At 47.5% G+C, this 21,173-nt stretch carries 16 protein-coding genes; 6 read left to right on the forward strand and 10 right to left on the reverse strand.

Annotation, left to right across the window (positions count from 1 at the left end; all coding sequences use genetic code 11):
- Positions 1–368: 368 nt before the first annotated feature.
- The 8 genes from MHI52_RS05880 to MHI52_RS05915 form a co-directional block, all read right to left on the reverse strand.
- Complete coding sequence (locus tag MHI52_RS05880; RefSeq protein WP_282319221.1) at positions 369–530, reverse strand: hypothetical protein; 162 nt, start codon at positions 528–530, stop codon at positions 369–371.
- 117 nt (positions 531–647) lie between these two features.
- On the reverse strand, positions 648–2,480 hold the full coding sequence (locus MHI52_RS05885) for an ABC transporter ATP-binding protein (protein WP_405158660.1): 1,833 nt from the start codon (positions 2,478–2,480) through the stop codon (positions 648–650).
- The gene (locus tag MHI52_RS05890) at positions 2,473–4,257 is read right to left on the reverse strand and encodes an ABC transporter ATP-binding protein (RefSeq protein WP_405158661.1); all 1,785 of its coding nucleotides are present in this window, start codon (positions 4,255–4,257) and stop codon (positions 2,473–2,475) included. The genes MHI52_RS05885 and MHI52_RS05890 overlap by 8 nt, the downstream gene beginning before the upstream one ends.
- 159 nt (positions 4,258–4,416) lie before the next feature.
- Positions 4,417–4,851 carry a MarR family winged helix-turn-helix transcriptional regulator gene (locus MHI52_RS05895; protein ID WP_405158662.1) on the reverse strand — a complete coding sequence of 145 codons (435 nt, stop codon included), beginning with the start codon at positions 4,849–4,851 and terminating at the stop codon, positions 4,417–4,419.
- Positions 4,852–5,166: 315 nt separating this feature from the next.
- Positions 5,167–6,114, reverse strand: coding sequence for an iron-hydroxamate ABC transporter substrate-binding protein (locus MHI52_RS05900; protein ID WP_339189428.1), 948 nt, complete (start codon positions 6,112–6,114; stop codon positions 5,167–5,169).
- Positions 6,115–6,174: 60 nt separating this feature from the next.
- Entirely contained in the window at positions 6,175–7,191 is a 1,017-nt protein-coding gene (locus MHI52_RS05905; RefSeq protein ID WP_076329438.1) for an iron ABC transporter permease, read from the reverse strand.
- A gap of 2 nt (positions 7,192–7,193) precedes the next feature.
- Entirely contained in the window at positions 7,194–8,267 is a 1,074-nt protein-coding gene (locus tag MHI52_RS05910; RefSeq protein ID WP_405158663.1) for a FecCD family ABC transporter permease, read from the reverse strand.
- A gap of 99 nt (positions 8,268–8,366) precedes the next feature.
- Entirely contained in the window at positions 8,367–10,097 is a 1,731-nt protein-coding gene (locus tag MHI52_RS05915) for a helix-turn-helix domain-containing protein (RefSeq protein ID WP_405158664.1), read from the reverse strand.
- Between the two features lie 489 nt (positions 10,098–10,586).
- Between MHI52_RS05915 and MHI52_RS05920 the strand changes: the two genes are divergently transcribed.
- Entirely contained in the window at positions 10,587–11,588 is a 1,002-nt protein-coding gene (locus MHI52_RS05920; protein WP_405158665.1) for a Gfo/Idh/MocA family protein, read from the forward strand.
- Positions 11,589–11,609: 21 nt separating this feature from the next.
- Complete coding sequence (locus tag MHI52_RS05925) at positions 11,610–12,233, forward strand: pyroglutamyl-peptidase I (protein WP_405159360.1); 624 nt, start codon at positions 11,610–11,612, stop codon at positions 12,231–12,233.
- Positions 12,234–13,437: 1,204 nt separating this feature from the next.
- On the opposite strand, the gene MHI52_RS05930 is transcribed toward MHI52_RS05925, so the two are convergent.
- Entirely contained in the window at positions 13,438–14,280 is an 843-nt protein-coding gene (locus tag MHI52_RS05930) for a 1,4-dihydroxy-6-naphthoate synthase (protein WP_405158666.1), read from the reverse strand.
- Positions 14,277–15,179 carry a futalosine hydrolase gene (locus MHI52_RS05935; protein ID WP_405158667.1) on the reverse strand — a complete coding sequence of 301 codons (903 nt, stop codon included), beginning with the start codon at positions 15,177–15,179 and terminating at the stop codon, positions 14,277–14,279. The genes MHI52_RS05930 and MHI52_RS05935 overlap by 4 nt, the downstream gene beginning before the upstream one ends.
- 1,233 nt (positions 15,180–16,412) lie before the next feature.
- Here MHI52_RS05935 and MHI52_RS05940 point away from each other — a divergent pair.
- From MHI52_RS05940 to MHI52_RS05955, 4 genes are all read left to right on the forward strand, one after another.
- Positions 16,413–16,802, forward strand: a complete 390-nt coding sequence (locus tag MHI52_RS05940; RefSeq protein WP_036606399.1) for a GntR family transcriptional regulator — start codon at positions 16,413–16,415, stop codon at positions 16,800–16,802.
- Positions 16,795–17,697, forward strand: coding sequence for an ABC transporter ATP-binding protein (locus MHI52_RS05945; protein ID WP_047841850.1), 903 nt, complete (start codon positions 16,795–16,797; stop codon positions 17,695–17,697). The genes MHI52_RS05940 and MHI52_RS05945 overlap by 8 nt, the downstream gene beginning before the upstream one ends.
- On the forward strand, positions 17,672–19,726 hold the full coding sequence (locus MHI52_RS05950; RefSeq protein ID WP_340983291.1) for a hypothetical protein: 2,055 nt from the start codon (positions 17,672–17,674) through the stop codon (positions 19,724–19,726). The genes MHI52_RS05945 and MHI52_RS05950 overlap by 26 nt, the downstream gene beginning before the upstream one ends.
- Positions 19,727–20,012: 286 nt before the next feature.
- On the forward strand, positions 20,013–21,116 hold the full coding sequence (locus MHI52_RS05955) for a hypothetical protein (protein WP_340983289.1): 1,104 nt from the start codon (positions 20,013–20,015) through the stop codon (positions 21,114–21,116).
- Positions 21,117–21,173 lie beyond the last annotated feature (57 nt).

The raw sequence follows: 21,173 nt of genomic DNA on the forward strand, positions 1-21,173 counted from the left end.
TAGTCATTAGACAAAAACATAAAAACGCCGCATGGGTCCAGAAGAACCCCGTGCGGCGTTTAATATTTCGATTAATAAAGTTAATGTGTGGAGACCACATCGGTTCCGATCATTTTAGATATATAAGAGTGTGTCTGCAAATTCAAGTAAGCGATATGATGATGGAGGTCAGCGTATAAAAGTCTGAAGTTCAAGCCGGTTGATCCTGGCGATTGGGTAGTCGATTTTCTAAGGAACATAGGACGTCTTATTTGGCCTTCAAGTCCTTACTTTAATTTGTAAGAAACTTCAGACACGTTATTTCCCAACATCCCATGAAAAAACGTTGAAAATGGCTGTTTATTTGGATATAACGTGTCTCAGGTTCTTTAGATTTCTGAGGGAGCTTCAAAAGCTTGAATAAGGCGCCTCAGATTCGTTAGTTTACGCTCTTGCTCTGTTCCAACCGCGAGCTGGACGATGTCCTCAAGCCCGCCCGGCACGGAGTGGAGCTTTTCATTTGGAATAGAGAAAATCCACTTTTGTGGCATATTGATCGCTTGTTCGCACGCGAAGGACATGTTCTCCCACATTCAGGATACAGCACATTCGCTTGCTCCGTACGCGCTAAGGTCCACTTCGGCATGGATTAACTTTGCAGAGTCGCTTTAGTTCGACTTATTGAGCTGTCCCTGATGTAACTGATAGTAGAATCCTTGTTGCTTCATCAACTCATCATGGTTGCCCCGTTCAGCGATCTGCCCATCATCAATGACGAGAATCTGATCGGCTTCACGAATCGTGCTCAGCCTGTGGGCGATGACAAAGCTGGTGCGGTCTTTCATTAAAGTGCGCATCGCTTCCTGAATGTGCATCTCCGTGCGCGTATCAATGCTACTCGTTGCTTCATCCAGAATAAGAATGGCCGGATCAGCCAGAATTGCCCGGGCAATGGTCAGCAGTTGTCGTTGTCCCTGACTCAGGTTGCTTCCCCCGGAAATGATGGGGGTGTCGTAACCTTGTGACAGTTTTCGGATGAACGAATGTGCATTCGCCAGCTCAGCCGCTTGCCTGATCTGTTCATCGGTTGCGTCGGGCTTGCCGTAGGCGAGATTGTCGCGAATGGTACCCGAGAACAGGTAGGCATCTTGAAGTACAATGCCGAGTTGCCGACGGAGTTGATCCTTCTCCAGTTCCGAGATGTCACATCCATCGATGGTAATCCGTCCGCCTGCAATCTCGTAGAAACGGGGTAACAGGTTGATAATGGTCGTTTTGCCTGCGCCGGTGGGTCCAACAAGTGCAATCATCTCACCAGGTTTTGCAGTAAAACTGACCTTTTTCAAAATGTCTCGCTCCGCACTGTATCCGAAAGAGACATCTTCAAATACCACTTTACCTTGAATCTGGTCCAGTTGTTTCTTCTGTTCCTCTACGTATTCGCTAGGCGTATCCATAATGTGAAACACACGTTCAGCACCTGCAATTGCAGCCTGAATCAGATTGTACTGATTGGCAAGATCGTTGAGCGGCCGCTCAATCTGGCGGGAGTAAGCGAGAAAGCTGACGATCAGTCCGATGGACGTCATTTCATGATAAGCCATCCATCCACCTACAGAAGCCAGTATGGCAAACCCGATATTATTCATCACGTTCATCGTAGGTCCAACCAAACCCGAAACGGTCTGGGCCTGTGTGCTGGATGTGCGCAGTTTCTCGTTCAAATTCTCAAAATGTTGATGTGCCTGATCCTGACGGTTATAAGCCGCTACGACTTTTTGTCCAGCAATGGTTTCCTGAGCATACCCATTAAGCTCACCAAGCAATTTCTGCTGGGCTGTGAAGTGTTTACGTGTTCTTGACGCGATCAGGCGAGTGGCGATGGTAATCAACGGTACAGTCACCAGACTGAGCAGGGTAAGCCGTACATCAAGTGCAAACATGATTGATAAGGAACCAACGAGCAGGATGGCACTGGACATCAATTGGGTTACGCTTTGGTTCAGCGTTGTAGATACGTTATCGATATCATTGGTCGCCCGGCTCATCAGATCCCCGCTTTGATTTTTATCAAAAAAATGGACAGGCAGCTCTTGCAGTCGGGAGAACAACGCATGTCGCAGATCTTTAACGGTCAGTTGGGACACACCAATCATGACATAGGATTGAGCCCACATCAGGAGTGAGCCAAGGACATACACACTCAGCAAAAGAAGACATTCCTTCAGCAAACCCGCTGTTACTTTGGGCACAATATGTTCGTTTACGGCGCGGCCGAGAAGGTAAGGTCCTGCCAGATTGAGCAGTGTTCCAAGAGCCGTCAGCACTAATGCAGCGATAACTCCTTTGCGATGACGTCCCATGTACGACCATACCCGAATCAGGGCGTGGCGAGCATTTTTGGCTCTGACTTTGGGAACAGGTCCTCTGCCCGCTGGTCCGGGTCTTCCGATGGGAGGCACGACCGTTTGTTGTATGGAGGAAGATGCAGGTTTAGCCAAATTGAACATCCTCCTTCCGTTGCTGCGAAAAATAGATGGCTTGATAGTGTGATGAATGAGCCATAAGGTCATCATGTGTGCCTCTGGCAACAATCTGTCCTTCATCAATGACATATATACAGTCTGAATCCTTCACGGAGGAGATCCGTTGTGCAATCAAAAAGGTCGTGCTGTCTTTCATCAAGGACTGCAAAGCCTTCTGAATGCTCGCTTCCGTACGCAGATCAACAGCACTGGTGCTATCATCCAGAATCAGCACTTCCGGTCGCATGAGCAGGGCGCGTGCAATGGATATCCGCTGTTTCTGTCCACCGGACAGATTGACCCCGCGTTGACCCAGCTCCGTGTCATACCCATCTTTCAGTTTCATAATAAAATCATCCGCTGCCGCAGCTTGTGCCGCAGCACGCAATTCAGCATCCGTTGCACCGGGCCGGCCGAAACAAATGTTATCCCGGATGCTGCCGCTGAACAGGATGGATTCCTGTAGCACAATGGACACACGGCTGCGAAGATCCTGAAGATCCCAGTGGCGAACGTTCACTCCATTCACGAGCACTTCACCCTGCGAAGCATCGTATAGACGGGGAATCAGCTGCACCAGCGAGGTTTTGCCTGAACCTGTTGAACCGATCAGGGCCACTTTCTCACCCGGGCGAGCCTTCAGGTTAATGTCAGTGAGTGCATGGTCTCCGTCATAACGGAAAGATACGTCTCTGAACTCCACTTGACCGCCTGTGTGGGAGGGAAGAGAAGACGTTTGGTTTCGGGACTGATCACGAGTAGACGGGGATGACTGTACATTCCCGGAGTTATCGGTTCCCGATTGAATATCCGGCTGTGTATGTAACACCTCGTTGATCCGTGCAGCTGATACCTTGGCGCGGGAGAAACTCATCATCATCATGCCGATCGACGTGAGGGACGAGAGTACAACCGTGACATAGTTGATAAAAGCAATCAGATCTCCGGCAGCAATATCGCCTCCGACTACCTGGAAACCTCCAAACCACAGCACCGCTACAATGGTAGCGTTCAGCATCAGGCTGAGTACGGGTGCATTCAGTGTGACAATACGCCAGGCTTTGAAGGCAGTTGAGGTGTAATCTTCATTGGATTGTTTGAACCGCTTTTTCTCCAGACGCGCACGTGCAAACGCCTTGACGACACGAATGCCGGCAAGATTCTCCTGAAGCACAGCGTTGACCTGATCAAGCTTGCTCTGCACACTGGCGAACAGCGGATAGGAAGCTTTTATCAGAATAAATAAAATAATAAACAGCACCGGTACAGTTGCAATAAGAATCAAAGCTAGCTTTACACTGATCGTAAACGCCATGATGATACTACCGATGATTAGCATTGGTGAACGGATAAACATCCGTAGCAGCATCTGTACAAAGGTCTGCATCTGGGTAATGTCACTGGTCAGACGAGTGATCAGAGATCCTTCCTGAAACGTATCCAGATTGCGGAAGGAGAAGGTTTGAATATGGTCAAACAGTTCTTGTCGCAGATCTGTGCCGTATCCAACGGCAGCTTTACTTGAATAGAGTGTACAGCCTGCGCCGCCAACCCAGCCGATTAACGCAACAAGTAGCATGATCAGACCTGTAGTTATGATATGGGGCAGATTCCCTGCAAGTACACCATCATCCACGATGCTGGACATCAGCTTGGGCTGGAGCAGGTCCATGGTAACCTCAAGTACCATGAGCAGCGGGGCGACGATTGCCGCCGACTTATACGGGGTCAAGAATCGTTTTAACGTCCACAATAGGGAATCACCTCAATCTTCATAGCATAAGTGAATCAATTTCATAATACCTTTAGCTGCTTCAATCAAGGCTAGGTATAGTTACAAAAATCCGTTTTAGTGAGTTATGCAATTGATTCAAGTATTTTCTTTTAAACGATGTCGCAAGTCTGTATTACCTCAAGCTTCACGCAGGTTTTGAAGCATACGCTGTGCAAGTTCAGACATGATCTCGGATTCGTCCGGTGTAAAATCTTTCTGGGCTTGCTGTTCCAACTCCTGAATCACTTCTCTCAATTCTTGTAGCGCAGAGCGCCCTTGATCCGTCAGGTATACCCGCAAACTGCGCATATCTTTCGGGTCTGCTTCACGTCTCACATAACCGGATGATTCCATGCGCTTGAGCATCACGGTTACCGTTGCGGGACTGCGCTGAAGTTGTTCGGCCAGGTTTTTCTGGGATTGGCCATCTTCCCGTTCAAGCTGGAACAGCAAAGGGGGCTGCCCCGGGTATAACTCGGGGTGGTTCACAAGTTTCTCATGAACCTTGTAGCGTTTCAGTTTCACGAGTTCGGATAGCTGTCCCATTAACCGATCATTTTGGACTGGGTTCATATCATCTACTCCATTTCTACCTTCATTCCATCTTCTCGGTACTGAAAACCAGACTTTTTGAACACTTAAGATTTAGTTAGTCGACTAAATAAATCTTAAGTTTGATTTGACATATCGTCAAGTGAATACAAGTCGTTAATTTTGGATTTAAGGTATTTCCAGGTCGATTGGCTGGAAAGTAAACAAGTAAAATAGATAAGAAAAAAACAAAAACCTCTGCTTTGAGCGGAAGAGAGTATGATAACTAACTCTGTTCCGGTCTCTAAGAGAGGTTTTTTTGTATTGTGACACGTTAAGTGTGGAGTGTAAGGGAAATTATTTTTTGGAGAACATTTCTTTGGCTTCATCCATGGCCATTTTATTACCGATCGATGAGTAATCGAGCCAAGGTTGTGCACCAATCGGGTAGACATGGCCGGCTTTGACTGCTTTCAGGCCTTGCCAGATCGGATTGTTTTGTAGCTCCTTGAACATGGTCTGGGCTTCATCATCCGAATTCACAACTACAAAGATCGCATCTGCATCATAGTCCGGCAATATTTCACGGGAGACGACTTGATACGGTTTAGTCGAATCGATATCTGTGATCCCTTTGGCAGGAGTCAGACCGAGATCCTCATACAAAATGGGACCCATGGGACGGCGTGTACTGAATACACGTAATTCTTTAGCAGTAACACGGATTGCCATCACAGTCCCATCACCAATGGTGTCGTTAATGAGGGACTTCACTTCTTCCGTTTCGGTTGCGTAGTCCTGAATGTATTGCTCGGCTTCCTTCTCGCGATTCACGAGTTTGCCAATGTCTTTCAGATGGTCGCGCCATGTACCGTCATCCAGATTGAAGACATGCACCGGAGCAATTTTTTCGAATTTGGCAATATCACCACCGGAGAATTCTTCGTCCAGATAGATCACATCGGGTTTCAGGGCAAGCAAAGCTTCCATATCCGGGTCTTTAACCGGACCAAGTGGCGTTGTATTTTGAAGTTGATCAGCAACATGGGACAGGAAACCTTTGGCTTCGCCACCGATAACGGAACCAACCGGAGTAATGCCGAGAGACAGCAGATCATTGGTCAGATGGATCGACATGGAGGCAATACGTTGCTCTCCCGAACTTGCACTGTTGTCTTGATTCTTGGTTGAAGTATCCGTGGACGAACCACCAGAAGCAGATGATGAATTATTGGTCGTTCCACAGGCTGCAAGCACAAGCACCAGACAGATACTCATGACAAGCATAAGATTTTTCTTTAACATGGGTAATCACATTCTCCTTGAACATCTCTTGGATGTCTTAATTGTTTTTTGAAAAAAAGATCACTTGCTTCGTACTAACAGGTACAAAAAGTAAGGTGCACCAATCGCAGCAACCACCACGCCTGCCGGAATGGCATTAGGCTGAAAGATGGTTCGCCCGATCGTATCAGCGGTCACCAGAATAACCATACCGATGAGCCCGGCAGCAGGAATCAGATGCCGATGCATCGGACCAACAAGTCTGCGCGCCAGATGTGGCGCCGCCAGACCGATAAAGCCGATCCCACCAGCCATGGATACACTAACGGCAGACAAGGCCACGGCACAGAGCAGCAAAATAATACGCTGGGATCGGACAGGTGTCCCGATACTGGTTGCGGCAGCATCTCCAAGATTGAAGGCATCGAGCGTTTTGGATCGACTCCAAATGTACGAGATACATAACACCACCCAAGGAAGCAACGCTTGCACATGAATCCAATCCCGGCCCCAGACGTTTCCTGCCAACCAGCGAGCGGCAAAGGAATAGGTGTCTTCATCCAGACGCAGGGATAGGTAGAGTGTCAACGCATGGAACCCGGCCGCTACCGCGATTCCCACCAGTATCAGCTTAATGGGTGAAACGCCGTTGTGCCGATCATAAGATAACAGCATGATGATCAGGGCCGCGGCCACACTGCCTGCAAAAGCAAACAACGGAATCAGTAAGGCTACAGAGCCATCCATCGTAAAGGAGAGACTAACAAACACCATTAGTCCAAATGCAGCCCCTGCATGTAATCCCAGAATGCCCGGGTCCGCCAATGGATTGCGGGTGATCCCTTGCAAGGCTGCTCCGGCAATACCAAGTCCCGCTCCAGCCAGTACAGTTACCAGGATGCGAGGCAGTCGGTAATCAAACAGTACAATCTGATCATCCGAACTGCCATTACCAAACAAAGTCTGTAACACAGCCGCTGGGGAGAGACGAATGGTTCCCGTGTTCAGGCTGATCACAATAACGGCAATCGCGATGCAGAGCAGCGTGATACTGACAACTATCGAACGTTTACCTCGTGAAGGTGTATTAAAATTCATCGCTACAAGGCCCTCCTTTCTTTACGGGCCAGATAGAGGAAGAACGGTACACCGACAAAAGCGACCATAATGCCTACCGCGAGCTCCTCGGGCGGGTTCACGATGCGTGAGCCCAGATCGGCGAGCACCAGTAATATCGCTCCAAGTAGAGAAGACATCGGAATGATGAGTCGATAATCCACACCCACCAGTTTGCGGGAGAAATGAGGGATGACAAGTCCGACAAATCCAATCGAGCCTACTGCCGACACGGACACACCAGCCAGCACAACAACCGCTGCGAGGGCGAGAAACCTCGTCCAACGCAGGTTGATCCCGAGATTAATCGCTACTTCTTCACCGAGTGACATAAGGGATACACGCCGGGCGAGTGGCATGATCAGTACCAGCGTCACGAGCAGCACGGGAAGAATTAACTTCAGATGCCGCCATTCTATTCCGCCAAAACCACCCGCATACCAGAAGGCCAGATCCTGACTCAGGTCAAAATAAATGGCAACACCTGTGCTGAGCGAGGTTAACATGGCTGCAATAACCGCTCCGGCAACGGTCAGTCTGATGGAATTCAGACCACCAGGTGCTGTCATTCCAAGCAGGAAGATAAGCAGTGTGCCCAGAACAGCCCCCACGAATGATAAAAACATAATCCAGCCGTATGGCAGTCCGGGCCAAAAGGCAAAGCTCAGTGCTACGACAAAAGTGGCTCCAGCATTGATGCCCAGAATGCCCGTGTCTGCCAGCGGATTACGCGTAATGCCTTGCATTAAAGCTCCTGCAACGGCAAAAGCAGCGCCGATAATAACCGCGGCAAGGACACGAGGCAGCCGCAGCTCATGAATAATCTGATGTGGTGTCAAAGCTGGGTTGTACTGAAATATGGCAGCCCATACGGTTTCCAGAGTTAGTCCTTTGGCACCTAAAGAGATTGCGACAAACATACTTAGCAGCAGTATGGCTATGGCAGACAAAAACGTCAGCCCAACAGTTACTGCAGATTTTCTTGAATTAGACGGACGATGTGGCAGTCCCGGATGTTGAATACGGGTCACTCCTTTGGTACCAACAACGTATTTCATTGTTATTGATTATCATTATCAATTAGTGATCATTATAGAATCTTAATTCAGGCCCGTACATGGCATAAATTAAGATTCTGGAGATGGACATTTTTTAGATTACAAAAGTGAAGGTTTGTTCGTCAACATAGAGAGCGCTTCATCGAGCTGGATGTTGATGGAATATGGAGCATATACGACCCATGAGTTCCAGTCGATGAGATGTACACGTCCGCTTTTTACCGCAGGATGGCTGTTCCACAGTGGATTCGAAGCCATCTCTTTCAACAGTGTTACCTTTTCATGCATAGAATTAATCGCCAGTACCAGCACATCTGCCTCAAGTCCGTCCCATTCTCCTGGTGTGAAGGGCAGCCAGTTGAATCCAACGCCGGGAGATTTGCCAGCCAGTTCGGTCTGAATGCGCTGAGGAGCGGCCAATTGCAAGGTTCGATAAAAGACATGTCCAAAGTTCCGATGGCTGTACATCCGTGGACCTTTAGGTGTTAACGTGCCAACGGCAACGGTGATGTCCCCGACGAATTCCTTGATTTTTTTGCGTGCACGCTCTGCCTTGCGTTCATGTCGATCCAGCCAATCTGTGGCTGCTTGGGTACGATCCACAATGGATGCAATCTGATGCAGATGACCGAAGACATCTGTCTGGTTCCAGGGAATCGTGATGATGGGCGCGACATCGCCAATATGCTCCATCGCTCTGGCAACTGCATTGTCCTTGGTCAGAATCAATTCAGGATTCACATCAAGAAAAGCCTGACGTCCCTGTTCCCAAGGTTCATAGGCGTGGAAGGGCAACGTCAGCGATTTGGGCATATGAGGAAGATGGCCTTGGATCTGAGCTGCGCATGGCGTGATACCAAGTGTCATCAGGTGGTCCGTGTATGGATAGGAGAGCGACACGATATTCCGGTGGACCTGCTTCGAATAGGAAGTTGGCGCATAACCGGCATGGTTTCGGAAACGTCGGCTGAAATAAAATTCGTCCCGGTAACCCACTTCACGAGCCACATCACGGATACGCAGATCGGAAGTGAGCAACAATTCCTTGGCCCGGTTCATACGCAGATGAGTAATGTATTCAATTGGATTCTTCTGCATGCGGCTCTTGAATAGCTGTGAGTAATAGGACGGGTGCATGTCAGCCAGTTCAGCCAGCTTTTCTAGTTTGATCTCGTGCATATAGTTTTCACGCATGTATTGCAGGGTGGACCTGAGCCACTGTTCGGGTTCATCCTGCCCAGCCCCCACGTCAGTCTGGTCTTCTTGAGGCCAGAGCATATGTAACAGTTCCGTCAGGAAGAGCTGTGCTTTCAAGCCCCTTTCCAAACCTTCATTGCTTAATTGTGTAAGCTGTGCGGCAATGCGCTGTATACCGTAAAATGGGCCCTGAATCCAGCCTGTAACAGGTGAACTGAGCTCACGTTCGTAGATTCGTCTGGCTTTTGTTTTCTCCGTAGCCCGATACATATCAAAGTGAATGATATACAGTTCAATATCATGGTCTTCATCACTAAACAGTTCAATTGCAGTTCCTGGTAGGGACAGACAAGCTGATTTGCGAACCACGTGAGATTGGATTCCATTCATGATCAGTTGGCCTGTGAATTTGTGCATGTATATGAAGGTATGATGAGCTAGCTCAGCTGTGGACCAGCGCCATTTCCCACGGGTTATAATATGTTCTGCCTGACGAAGTTCGATCAGGGTATCATTCAGGAAGGCATCCAGGCCTGCCCGGGTTGAGGATTCCTTTTCTGCGTTGGGACTTGTCTGCTGATGCAACGTGTGTGGATTCATGCCGCTGTGGGCGGTACCGGGGATGGTAGTCATGTTGCTATGCGACCTCCTCTCTTATGAACAGTTTAGGTAATAATTGAATCTGGAACGTACCATATTTTCTCGGACCTGAACGTCTTTATTGAACGTCTATTGATACGTTTGGCATGATGTAGTGAATACTGGCTGCCTTGTCAAAAGCACGTTTGCAGTATAGCCAGATGTTTTATGAATAGCACAGGGTATATGATCCCGTTATCAGATGTGATCGATAGTTTAACCAGATTGTCGCTAGTTACAAGTATGTTTACGGACAAGACTTCTTGGCCCTAGTCTGCTGATAATCTTAGCAAATCTACTGGAGAATTGAAATGTACACAGATATGTTCGAGGCCCTGATGAGCTTGAAGTCTATTGAAAGCACATAATCGAAATCGTTTTCTGACGTAAGCGTTTCTTTTTGGTAAAATAAAGGGGATAACATGTTGGCCTGATCTGAATCATGAACCTTTTCAACTCAAATTGCAGTAGGGAGGCTTTAATATGACAGAAGTAGTGGGACGGGACAAAGTACGCTGGGGCATTATGGGCACGGGATGGATTGCATCCCAGTTTGCAAGGGATCTGGAGCATGCGGGAAACGCTGTGAAAGCAGCGGTAGGTTCACGGACAGCGGGAAGTGCGGAGAAGTTTGCAGCTGAATATGGTTTTGCACGCGCTTACGGTTCTTATGAAGAGATGCTGCAAGATCCTGAGGTAGATATTATCTATGTGGCAACACCTCACCCTGTGCATAAGGAGAATGTAGTGGCTTGTCTGGAGGCAGGTAAAGCGGTGCTCTGTGAAAAGCCATTTACGATGAATGCACGTCAGTTGGAGCAACTGGTGGAGACGGCACGGGAGCGTAACCTTTTCCTGATGGAAGGGATGTGGACACGCTTTTTGCCACCGATCGCTCAAGCCAGAGCATGGATTGCAGAAGGACGAATCGGTGAAGTACGTTTGCTACAGGCAGACTTTGGATTCCGTGTCGGCTGGGAGCCGGAAGGAAGATTGCTTAATCCGGATCTGGGTGGGGGCGCTTTGCTGGATGCAGGGGTGTACCCGATCTCCTTTGCATCGATGATCTTTGGTGAACAGCCCCAGCATGTATGGAGTACGGCCAATATCGGTGAGACGGGTGTGGACGAGCAATTTTCCGTGTTGTTGTCCTATTCCGAGGGACGTTCTGCATCACTGAGTGCTGCCATTCGTCTGAACCTTAGCAATGAAGCGGTCATATACGGTACGGAAGGCAAGATTCGTCTTCCTTTATTCTTGGCGGGTAAAGAAGCCTATCTGCATGTGAATGGTCAGGACGAGCCGGAGAAGTTCACGGATGATCGAACATGTATTGGTTATGCTTTTGAGGCAGAAGAAGCGGGACGTTGTATCCTCGAAGGTCAGACGGAGAGCAACACCATTAAACTGGACGAATCCTTGGAAATCATGAAGCTGATGGACACGATTCGGGGCCAGTGGGGATTACGTTACAAATCGGAGTAAACAGACAGGAGCTGACGTGTGATGGTGATGATTCTGATATCCGGGTTTGAACCTTTTGGCGGGGATGCGGTGAATCCGACGGGGGTATTAATGGATGCTCTTGCAAACGAAGTGATCGAGGGTGCTGAGCTAAAAACAGTACTGTTGCCCGTGCACTTCGATGAATGTGCAGACCTGCTGATCGCAGAGATGGAAGCCTATCGGCCAGATGTCGTTATCGCCTGTGGGCTGGCCAAGGGCAGAACATCCATCACACCGGAGCGGATCGCCGTGAATGTCAAAGATATTCCGCCAGGCTCCTACGCGGATAACCAAGGACAGCGTCCTGTGGACGAGCCAATTGTAGATGGCAGCCCGGACGGTTTGTTCTCCACGTTGCCCATACGTGCCATGGTGAATGACATGTCCGCAGCGGGTATTCCAGCTACCGTGTCCAATACAGCAGGTACATATATCTGCAACAACACAATGTATCGAATACTGGATTATATTCGAGTAGGGCAACTTCCAATCCGTGCCGGATTTGTACACTTTCCCGCCTCCACAGAGATGGCGGTGTTGCAACCTTCCGTCCCTTCGCTGCCTATTCCCATGATGCTGGATGCGCTGCGGATCATGATCCGTACGGTTGTGGCTGATTCGTAGGGGATGGTTGCGATCGTTCGGCTGCGGTTGCAGGAGAACGTAGGCGAGGGTTAGATTCGTAGACCGCAGTTGTGAGAGGGAGAGCAGTGGGGTGGATGATGGAGTACAGTAGGGTTCAAGATGACGTGGAGAGCGTGTAGTTGCATGGTTTTTGTCTGCTTCGATCTTGGGTTGAGCAGAGTGTTAGATATGAGTATAAATATGAAGTTGAATATAAAGTGAAAAAAAGAGCTGTCCCATCGTCATAAGTCTGACGTTAGGGGACAGCTCTTTCTATTTCGTGTGTCATGTGTCATGGGTAGTGTAGTCCAACATGGTTAGTGAGGTCACTAGTTTGCAGCAAGTATCTTGATGAAAGTTTTTTGCCTAGGTAAAAAATAGACTCTAAAACCGCAAACCCGAAACCCGAAACCTGGTAAGGCTTATATAACTATTGCTGGAAGGTAGGAATTCAGCAAAACAGGTACGGGGCAGTTAAAGGACAGACTCCGATTCGTGCCCTCCTGAATACGACCTTTACTAACCCTAAGTAACTAAGCTCTTAAGAAACAAGACGCAAGGACACCACCATCACCCTGGCTAGCTAAGTGGTTTGTATCCACGAAAACCCCGAATAGACTTCTACGAAGCTTACTCCTCAGAACACCTTGGAACGGACTCAAACGAACCGAGCACACGCTATTCCAGGAAAATCTGCACATACCAATTTCTAACGAATCGTAGGATCGTTATTGGGTGGAATGAAGCGAATTTGTTGGTGATATGACCGATTTCTAACTGAATAGAGTGTCTGGGATTCGTTAGAATTTTCGTAGCATGATATTTGGCTAAATAAGGTGCACTGGGTTCGTAAGAGAAAAAAACTGCGAATTTGTAGCACCCTAAGTCTACTTTTAAAAACCACTTAAATTTCGAATCCCCGAATAGGCGCTTCTACGAAGCTTGCTCCTCAGAGCGTCTTGGAACGGACTCTAACGAACCGAGCACACGCTATTCTAGGAAAATCTGCACATACCAATTTCTAACGAATCGTAGGATCGTTATTGTGCTTGAGTGTGAGAGTTATCGGCAATTTGAACGAGATTTAGCCGAATACGGTGTCTGAGATTCTTTAGAATTCTCATAACACGTTATTCGGCTAGATAAGGTGCGCTAGGTTCTTTAGATATAGATCGAAGAGAAACTAACTCAAATTAAATCAAAGTTAGATTCGCAATAGATCAAGGTCGAACTCAGGAACGAGTCCTTCTTTCATGGCACGACCAAGCAGTGCAGTGATTGCACCGTAACCATCATCACCCAGGTTGGCGCTGAACTCGTTAACGTACAGGCCGATATGTTGTGCAGCTACGTCAGGGTCCATTTCTTGGGCATGTTCCATAACGTATGCTCTCGACTCATCCGGGTGCGCCCATGCATATTCAACGGAGGCGCGTGCCCATCCAGCGAGGGCATGAGCGTCCATGTTGCGACGTGCGATGATTGCTCCAAGCGGGATCGGAAGGCCTGTGTCGCTTTCCCACCAGTTCCCGAGATCTGTCATTAGTTTGAGATCATAATTCTGGTACGTGAAGCGTGCTTCATGGATGACAAGTCCGGCATCGATCTTGCCGTCACGCACAGCAGGCATGATCTGGTCGAATGGCATGACAACAATCTCGCCTACACCGCTAGGAACATTTTGCGCTGCCCACAGACGGAATAATAGATATGCTGTCGAGCGTTCACTTGGCACAGCAACCCGTCGTCCAGACAGATATGCTGGATCGGTCGTGCCATTTGCGGTCAGAACCAAAGGACCACAGCCTCTGCCAAGTGCGCCTCCAGCAGGAAGCAGAGCATAGTCAGATAACACGTATGGCAGTGCTGCATAAGATATTTTCATCATTTCAGGTGTGTCGGGTCCATCCGGATTTGCTGCCAGACCATTGGTAATATCAATATCAGCATAACGGACATCCAGCTCAGGTGCGCCCGGGATCAAACCGTGCACCCACGCGTGAAAGATAAATGTATCATTTGGACAAGGGGAAAATGCAATTTTCATGATGTAATAACCTCCCGTAAAATGGAACTTGCAGCCTGAAGCGCATCGAGGGCATCCTTGATGCGCCAAGCGTCGCGGTCGCGTGGACCGACCGCGTTGGATATGGCCCGCAGTTCGAGTGCTGGCACGCCGAACTGCTGGGCAGCTGTTGCCACGCCGAAGCCTTCCATGCCTTCGGCGGCGGCATCGGGCACGCGGCGCAATAACTCCGCGGCCGTCTCCGCTGTTCCGGTCGCCGTGGACACGGTGACCGCAGTGCCTCCGCTGACAGCGAGCCCAGCCCGCTGCAGTTCATGGCGCAGGCGAGCGGCAAGCTCTGCGTCCGCCGCCACAATGGACGAGCCGAATCCGAGCTCGTCCACACTAAGGAAGCCGTCTGGCGTCTGCGAGCCCAGATCGGCAGCAACCATGGCGTCGGCTACCACGAGGGAGCCGACTTCTGCCCGGCCGGGGAACCCGCCGCCGATGCCGGCACTGATCACCAGCATGTAGGCTGGTGATCCGGCTCCGGCAAGGGGCCCCGGCCCATCCGATGTGGCAGATGTCTGTGCCACATCGGATGGGCTTGGCGCAGTGGAACCCTGCGCCAACGCCCTAGTGCTCGCAGCCGCTACGGCATATGCCAATGTAGCGGCTGTTCCTGCTGCGGCCGAGGCTGGGCCAACGCCCGCAGCGATGACGTCAAATCGTTCCGCGGCCATGTCTCCCAAACCACGGAGGACCGCATCTTTTTCCGCATCAACCGCGGTTACAATTAACACACGTTGTGATAAATTTGCTTGTACCGGACTAGTATCTGAAGTCGTTGTTGCCCCGCTTAATTCTCCCTGTTGGTCACTAGTCTCGAATGAGGTGTTCGCTTTAATATTCTGATCTTCATCCTGTCTATGTTCATTCATATCGGATTCTCCTTGTGAGGTATTAGCAGTGTAACATATGCTTCCATAGTATCTTTCTTACAGCAAGCTTCTAGTTACACTTCTTAGGGTTATTACTGACTTCTATATTTCCGTGTAAATGTATAGTTCAACTTATATAAATGGAATTCGGGGATATATTTGTCGACTACAAAAGGACATTTATCTTAATTTTGTCTTTCAAAGAGTGGACACTTTTTCTAAAAAGATACTATATCGATCCAGGAAAATGAGACACTACATATAGATGTTTTCAGATATAAAATTAAAAATGATCTATATGTAGAATATCAATTCCAGGGTGATTTCTCATGTCCATGTCCACCCTTTAAAAGACAAATATGCAATATGTATGCTCAGTGCGGACAGCACAAGTTGGCACTCCAAACGAACAGATAAACGATTAAAAAGGCTGGAGTCTGCCCGACCCATCCAACGCGAATCATATATAGCCTTAGGATTTTAGACCAACAAGCCAAATGAATAACGGTCCAGTCTACACTCGACCACTGCATAGTAGCTTATTTGTGCAAACCCGAATTTTAAGCAAATACACAGTTTTGCTAACTCTGATATAGCTGCCCATTTTACGGCCTACCGTTTGTGCAGACAATAGATCTATAACGCGAGACAACACAACACAAAACAAAACAACACAAAACAACACAACTAACGCATAACAGACCTAACAATCAATCAGATTAAACGCGCACAAAAAAGTAACAAAGATACAGTGATTATTGAACAATATTTCATCTCCATCATAACGGAAGGGGAAAGATCTGAACAACCTTTGCATGTAATTCTCTCAAAAGGGGTCAAGCAAAGGTTGCGGGTAGCCGTATCACTTCAAGTAGCCACATCTAGCCACATCGCTTCAGATAGCCGTTTTGCCTCACCCCATGTGAACGCCACCCTGATCGAGCCCCGTCGTAAGCCAGAATGAACCTGCTTCCCCAAATTATATATGTCATTTAAACCATATAACCTATCTTTATTAACGTACTCCCAATAAAACAAGAAGTCAAAGTCAACGGTTGACAATTCGTTTTAACTGTATTAATAATAGTAGTACAGTTAATACACCTAAGAGTTGAATACGTACAGCTGTACAGCTTAGGTAATGCCTTTTTACACCCAGATAACTACACATACCTCAGATACAGTCATTTAAACCCATAGGTTATTCACACATTTACAGAAAGGAGGTGCGGGATGTTCGAATTAGATGTACGCAGCCGTAAGGCGATCTACGAGCAACTAGTGGACAAAGTCAAAGAAATGATCGTATACGGTATTCTAAAGCCCGACGAGCAGCTTCCTTCCGTTCGTGCGTTATCCACGCAGCTGACCGTGAATCCAAATACGATTCAGAAAGCGTATCGTGAGCTTGAACGTGAAGGTTACATTTATTCTTTGCAGGGAAAAGGGAGCTTCGTATCATCGTCAGTGGAACATCCGAATGAAGCCATGAGAGATGAGATCAGAGAGTCTCTGGTGAAGTTGATTGCAGAAGCTTCGTATTCCGGTTTGACCAAAGCGGATATGACGCTTTTGTTTGAGGAAGCGATGGCCCGTATAGAGAAGGAGGAGCCTCATGATTGAGCTGAATCAAGTCGTCAAAGCATTTGAACAGGAAAAGGCAGTGGATGGCGTAACGATGCACATACATAAGGGGTCGATCTATGGTTTGCTCGGTTCCAACGGGGCAGGAAAGACATCTCTGCTCAAAATGATGGCTGGTATTTACCGTCAGGACAGCGGGACTGTTCGTATCGAAGATAATGAGATTTATGAAAATATGGATCTCAAAGGCCGCACAATTTTTATGGCAGATTCACCCTACTTTTTCCCGCAATCTTCAATAACTCAGATGGCTGCATTTTATCGTTCGGTATATCCGCGCTGGAATGAGGAACGGTTCAAGCAACTGGCTACCGTGTTCAAACTGGATGTAAAACGCAAGCTGCATCGCATGTCCAAAGGCATGCGCCGTCAGGCAGCCGTATGGCTGGGACTTAGCTGTATGCCTGAAGTGCTACTGATGGATGAGCCGATTGATGGCCTTGACCCGGTCATGCGTCAGCAGATCAAAAACTTGCTGTTCCAGGAAGCGGCTGAGCGTCAAGTAACCATTGTCATCTCATCGCACAACTTGCGTGAGATTGAAGATCTGTGTGACCATGTGGCGATTATGCACAAAGGCCGAATTATTGTAGAGAAAGATCTCGATGATCTGAAGGCGGATACGCATAAAATCCAGGTCGCTTTCCGCCACCCGGACCATGCCAAAGCCATGGATGAGCAGATTGATATTTTGCATGAAGAGAAACGGGGAAGTGTATCCCTGTACATTGTCAAAGGTAACCGACAACAGGTAACGGATCAATTCCGTGTACATGATCCGTATCTGCTGGATGTACTGCCTTTGACGCTCGAAGAAATCTTTATTTACGAAATGGAGGACGCAGGGTATGATATTCAACCGATTGTTCTGTAACCGGGGCATCCTGATCCAAAATTTCAGACAACATGGATGGATAGGGATTTTATATCTCATCACATTGTTGTTCTCACTTCCGCTATATATTGGAACACAATATATAGAAGTACCTCTGGAAATCACCAGTCTGTTTCAGGCTAATGAAATTCATCTGGTATTTGCGCTGACCTTTCCTGTCGCCATAGCGCTGCTTCTCTTCCGCTATATTCAAACTGGTGCGCCTGCGGATTTATACCACAGTCTGCCCTTACAGCGTAAACATCTGTTAACGATGAATCTGTTGACCGGATATGTCATGATTCTGCTTCCGATCTGGATAACCACCGGGATTACCGGGTGGGTATGGGCGGTGCTCGATCAACCATCCTATATTTTCAGTGGTCATGATATCTGGATGTGGGGCGTGACGATGAGCATCTTCTCATTGTTTATGTTTACCCTGACGGTTGCCGTGGGAATGTGTATAGGCCAATCTATTCTGCAAGGACTTACAGTTTTTGGTCTAATATTAATTCCGGTGATCTTTTGGGGAGTTTATGAGCTTCATTTACAACGTTATTTGCTTGGCTTTACGTACAATAATTCGAGTAACTTTAACATGGAAAAAACATCCCTGCTCTTCCGAATGAGCTCTATGGGTTATTATCCTCCAGAATGGGGGGAATTGGGAATTTATGCGGCTATAACTTGTATACTCTTCGTGTTGTGTTATGTGCTGTATGCGAGAAGACATGTAGAGTCGGCGACACAAGCAATTACGTTCAGGATCGTCAAACCCATCTTCCGTTTTGGATTCATGTTCACATTGGTATTATTAGGAGGTGCCTACTTTACCAGAATTGCTCCTGAAGGATCAGGTGTATGGGGTATCTTTGGTTATCTGCTAGGTGGTGTGGTTGGTTATATTGGTGCTGAGATGATTATACGTAAAACATGGCTCATCTGGAGCAGCAGGTTACTCCCCCGGTTTGCAGTATATGGTATCGTGGCAGGATTAATTTTGTATATCCCTGTAGCCGATTGGAACGGTTACGCTAATAATGTGCCCTCAAAGGAAAATGTACAAATGGTACGACTGGGGGGAGACCATTACATCTATGTGAATGATAAAAGTGTAAAACTGGATGGTAGCCCATTTTATTCAGATACTCCGGGTTATGTGGATGCTGTGCTTGCACTGCATCAGAAAATTGTGCACTCCGATCTGCCCTTGCTCGAAAGAGTACGTAATCAGAACAGCGGTCAGAACAGAAGCAACGATGAATATGTATTGATCGACTACCAACTCAATAATGGGAAAACGATGACACGTAGGTATCAGATTCCCGAAGAAGAATTCAGGCAGGAATTAGCAGAGGTGAAACAGTGGGAAGATTATAAATCAACGACTTATGACACCTATGCACTGGATGAAGATGTTCGCAGTATTGGTATTCGATCCAGTCTCAACTCGGAGCGTAAAGTATTCATTAGCGATCCTAAGCTGATTCGTGAATTCAAGGAACTTTTGAAGTCTGAAATACTCAATCAGACATATGAGGACCAGCTATCCTCATGGGAATCGTTCGCTTCGATAGAAGTCTATCAGGATTATCTTGATGAAGCATCTTCCAAAGAAAAGCTGGATCGACCGAGCCACAGTGTGAGTTATCAGTTCAAGGCAAGCTATGGCCGCTTGATGGAATGGCTCAAACAGAACAATCTCTATGATCAACTTACGGTATCGGCTGAGGATATGGCTTCTGCCCAATTTGTTAAACAGGAGATTGATAATCCAGGTAAATACAGAATGGTGTATCCTGAGCCTAATTTTGTGGATGTAAATATCGATGGTAACAGACAGGTCGCTACCAAAAACAAAAAAATAATCAGCGATCTGCTACTGCGACAAAGAACCGGTTTTTACACCGATCAGGATACGGTCTACCAAATTAAGCTTAACTCGGTAAGGGGGTCGAACATCTATATGATGTTGAAAGAAGAGGATCTGACCGAGGAAATGAAAGCTATTTTGGTCAATCAATAAGCTGAGTTGTATCAGTTGTTAACTATAAGCGGGAAGGGTTCTCCCGTTGATCGAAAGTTTTATTCAACCAATGAAACCAGATTTACTTGACCAGGCACAGTGAATGGAATATATTAGAAAAAGGAAAGGTTCGAGCGACTCGTTCAATCGAATCTCATATGGAACGGCTTATGAGGGAAGCACCCGTAAGAGCAGGCAAATGCCTGACTTGCGGGTGCTTTTTTGTCGTTCGCTGATTTCGTGGGCTATTCTGCTAAATATTTTAGAAGAAAGGGTGTAGAGACGCATGCAAACAGAAGCATGGAAGGAAACGATAAATGAACAGGAGGCCATGGTATGTTGTTCCCTATTGGAACGATCAAGCTCTCATAACTTCATAGAACATCACGGTTTAGTAGAAGAGAAGAAGGTGCGACAGCATATCGAAGATATATCTACAGAAGAAATAGCTTTAATGGAGACGAGTGACATACTATTCCCTTCTCCAGTAGCAGGTAGCCATAGTCACATGAAGGAACAAAGTAACGTCCGGCGTCGTCAATTGCCATTGTTGACTCATCTTATTTTCGGATCACGCCTGCTTATAGGGCTTGTGATTCTGTTCAGCGCAGGCACGATGTATTTTGCTTCTTCAGTAGAGGCTGCTGGCATAGATCTTGGCGTAACAGCGCAAAAAGCATGGGATTCCGTTTTGAACAAAGCCGACGCACAAACCAAGTTAACGTTGAAGCAAGCGTACGATAAAGTGGGAAACTGGAAGACACAAGAGCAGGCTTGGGAACAAAAAATAAAGACACTTCATGCCGCCAATACCGCGCAATTGGAGCGATTACGTGTAGAAATAAGACAAATCGATGATGCGAAGGTCGCAGCTCTAGCTGAAAAGGTAAAGCAAACCCAAGCCCGATATGAACCACTATTCGCTCTCTATAGTTCAGTCAATAGACAGTTGGATGCAGCCAAAGCCATCAAAAATAAGGAATGGAGTGCAGCGATCCGCACACAGGCAGATACGTTGAGACCCGTTGTGAAGCTTGCCAGAGAAGACATCCGGATCAAGAAAAAGGAACTTGCTGAAGCACGTAAACGGAAGAGCGCTGAAATAAAACGTTTACGAGCTATGCTAGCAGGGGCCGACTCCGCGAAGAAACAGATTCAAACGGCTAAAAAACAGGCGAGTCTGGCAAAAGAACGATATTCCAAAGCTCTACAACAGTTCAAACAGAGTACAAAACAAAGCCAAACGTCACGTGTACTCAGCTCATTGAACACCTTGGCGTCTGTAGCAGAGAAGTGGGCAGGAACAAAACAAAGTATTCATACACTGGAGCAAAACGTATCCACTACGTATGTGAAAGTCAGACAGGAAATCGCCAAGAGACCCAAATAAGAGGAAACCCGGTCCTCTCTGCAACGTACACAACTTTAGATGTAAAGACGCTTCGAT

Source organism: Paenibacillus sp. FSL H8-0283 (assembly GCF_045040675.1).
Lineage (GTDB): Bacteria > Bacillota > Bacilli > Paenibacillales > Paenibacillaceae > Paenibacillus > Paenibacillus amylolyticus.

Coding starts and splice junctions, on each gene's coding strand:
- MHI52_RS05920 (WP_405158665.1), top strand. CDS start 10,587: ATGACAGAAGTAGTGGGACGGGACAAAGTACGCTGGGGCATTATGGGC.
- MHI52_RS05930 (WP_405158666.1), bottom strand. CDS start 14,280: ATGAAAATTGCATTTTCCCCTTGTCCAAATGATACATTTATCTTTCAC.
- MHI52_RS05935 (WP_405158667.1), bottom strand. CDS start 15,179: ATGAATGAACATAGACAGGATGAAGATCAGAATATTAAAGCGAACACC.
- MHI52_RS05880 (WP_282319221.1), bottom strand. CDS start 530: ATGCCACAAAAGTGGATTTTCTCTATTCCAAATGAAAAGCTCCACTCC.
- MHI52_RS05910 (WP_405158663.1), bottom strand. CDS start 8,267: ATGAAATACGTTGTTGGTACCAAAGGAGTGACCCGTATTCAACATCCG.
- MHI52_RS05945 (WP_047841850.1), top strand. CDS start 16,795: ATGATTGAGCTGAATCAAGTCGTCAAAGCATTTGAACAGGAAAAGGCA.
- MHI52_RS05900 (WP_339189428.1), bottom strand. CDS start 6,114: ATGTTAAAGAAAAATCTTATGCTTGTCATGAGTATCTGTCTGGTGCTT.
- MHI52_RS05925 (WP_405159360.1), top strand. CDS start 11,610: ATGGTGATGATTCTGATATCCGGGTTTGAACCTTTTGGCGGGGATGCG.
- MHI52_RS05940 (WP_036606399.1), top strand. CDS start 16,413: ATGTTCGAATTAGATGTACGCAGCCGTAAGGCGATCTACGAGCAACTA.
- MHI52_RS05950 (WP_340983291.1), top strand. CDS start 17,672: ATGATATTCAACCGATTGTTCTGTAACCGGGGCATCCTGATCCAAAAT.
- MHI52_RS05895 (WP_405158662.1), bottom strand. CDS start 4,851: ATGAACCCAGTCCAAAATGATCGGTTAATGGGACAGCTATCCGAACTC.
- MHI52_RS05905 (WP_076329438.1), bottom strand. CDS start 7,191: ATGAATTTTAATACACCTTCACGAGGTAAACGTTCGATAGTTGTCAGT.
- MHI52_RS05915 (WP_405158664.1), bottom strand. CDS start 10,097: ATGACTACCATCCCCGGTACCGCCCACAGCGGCATGAATCCACACACG.
- MHI52_RS05955 (WP_340983289.1), top strand. CDS start 20,013: ATGCAAACAGAAGCATGGAAGGAAACGATAAATGAACAGGAGGCCATG.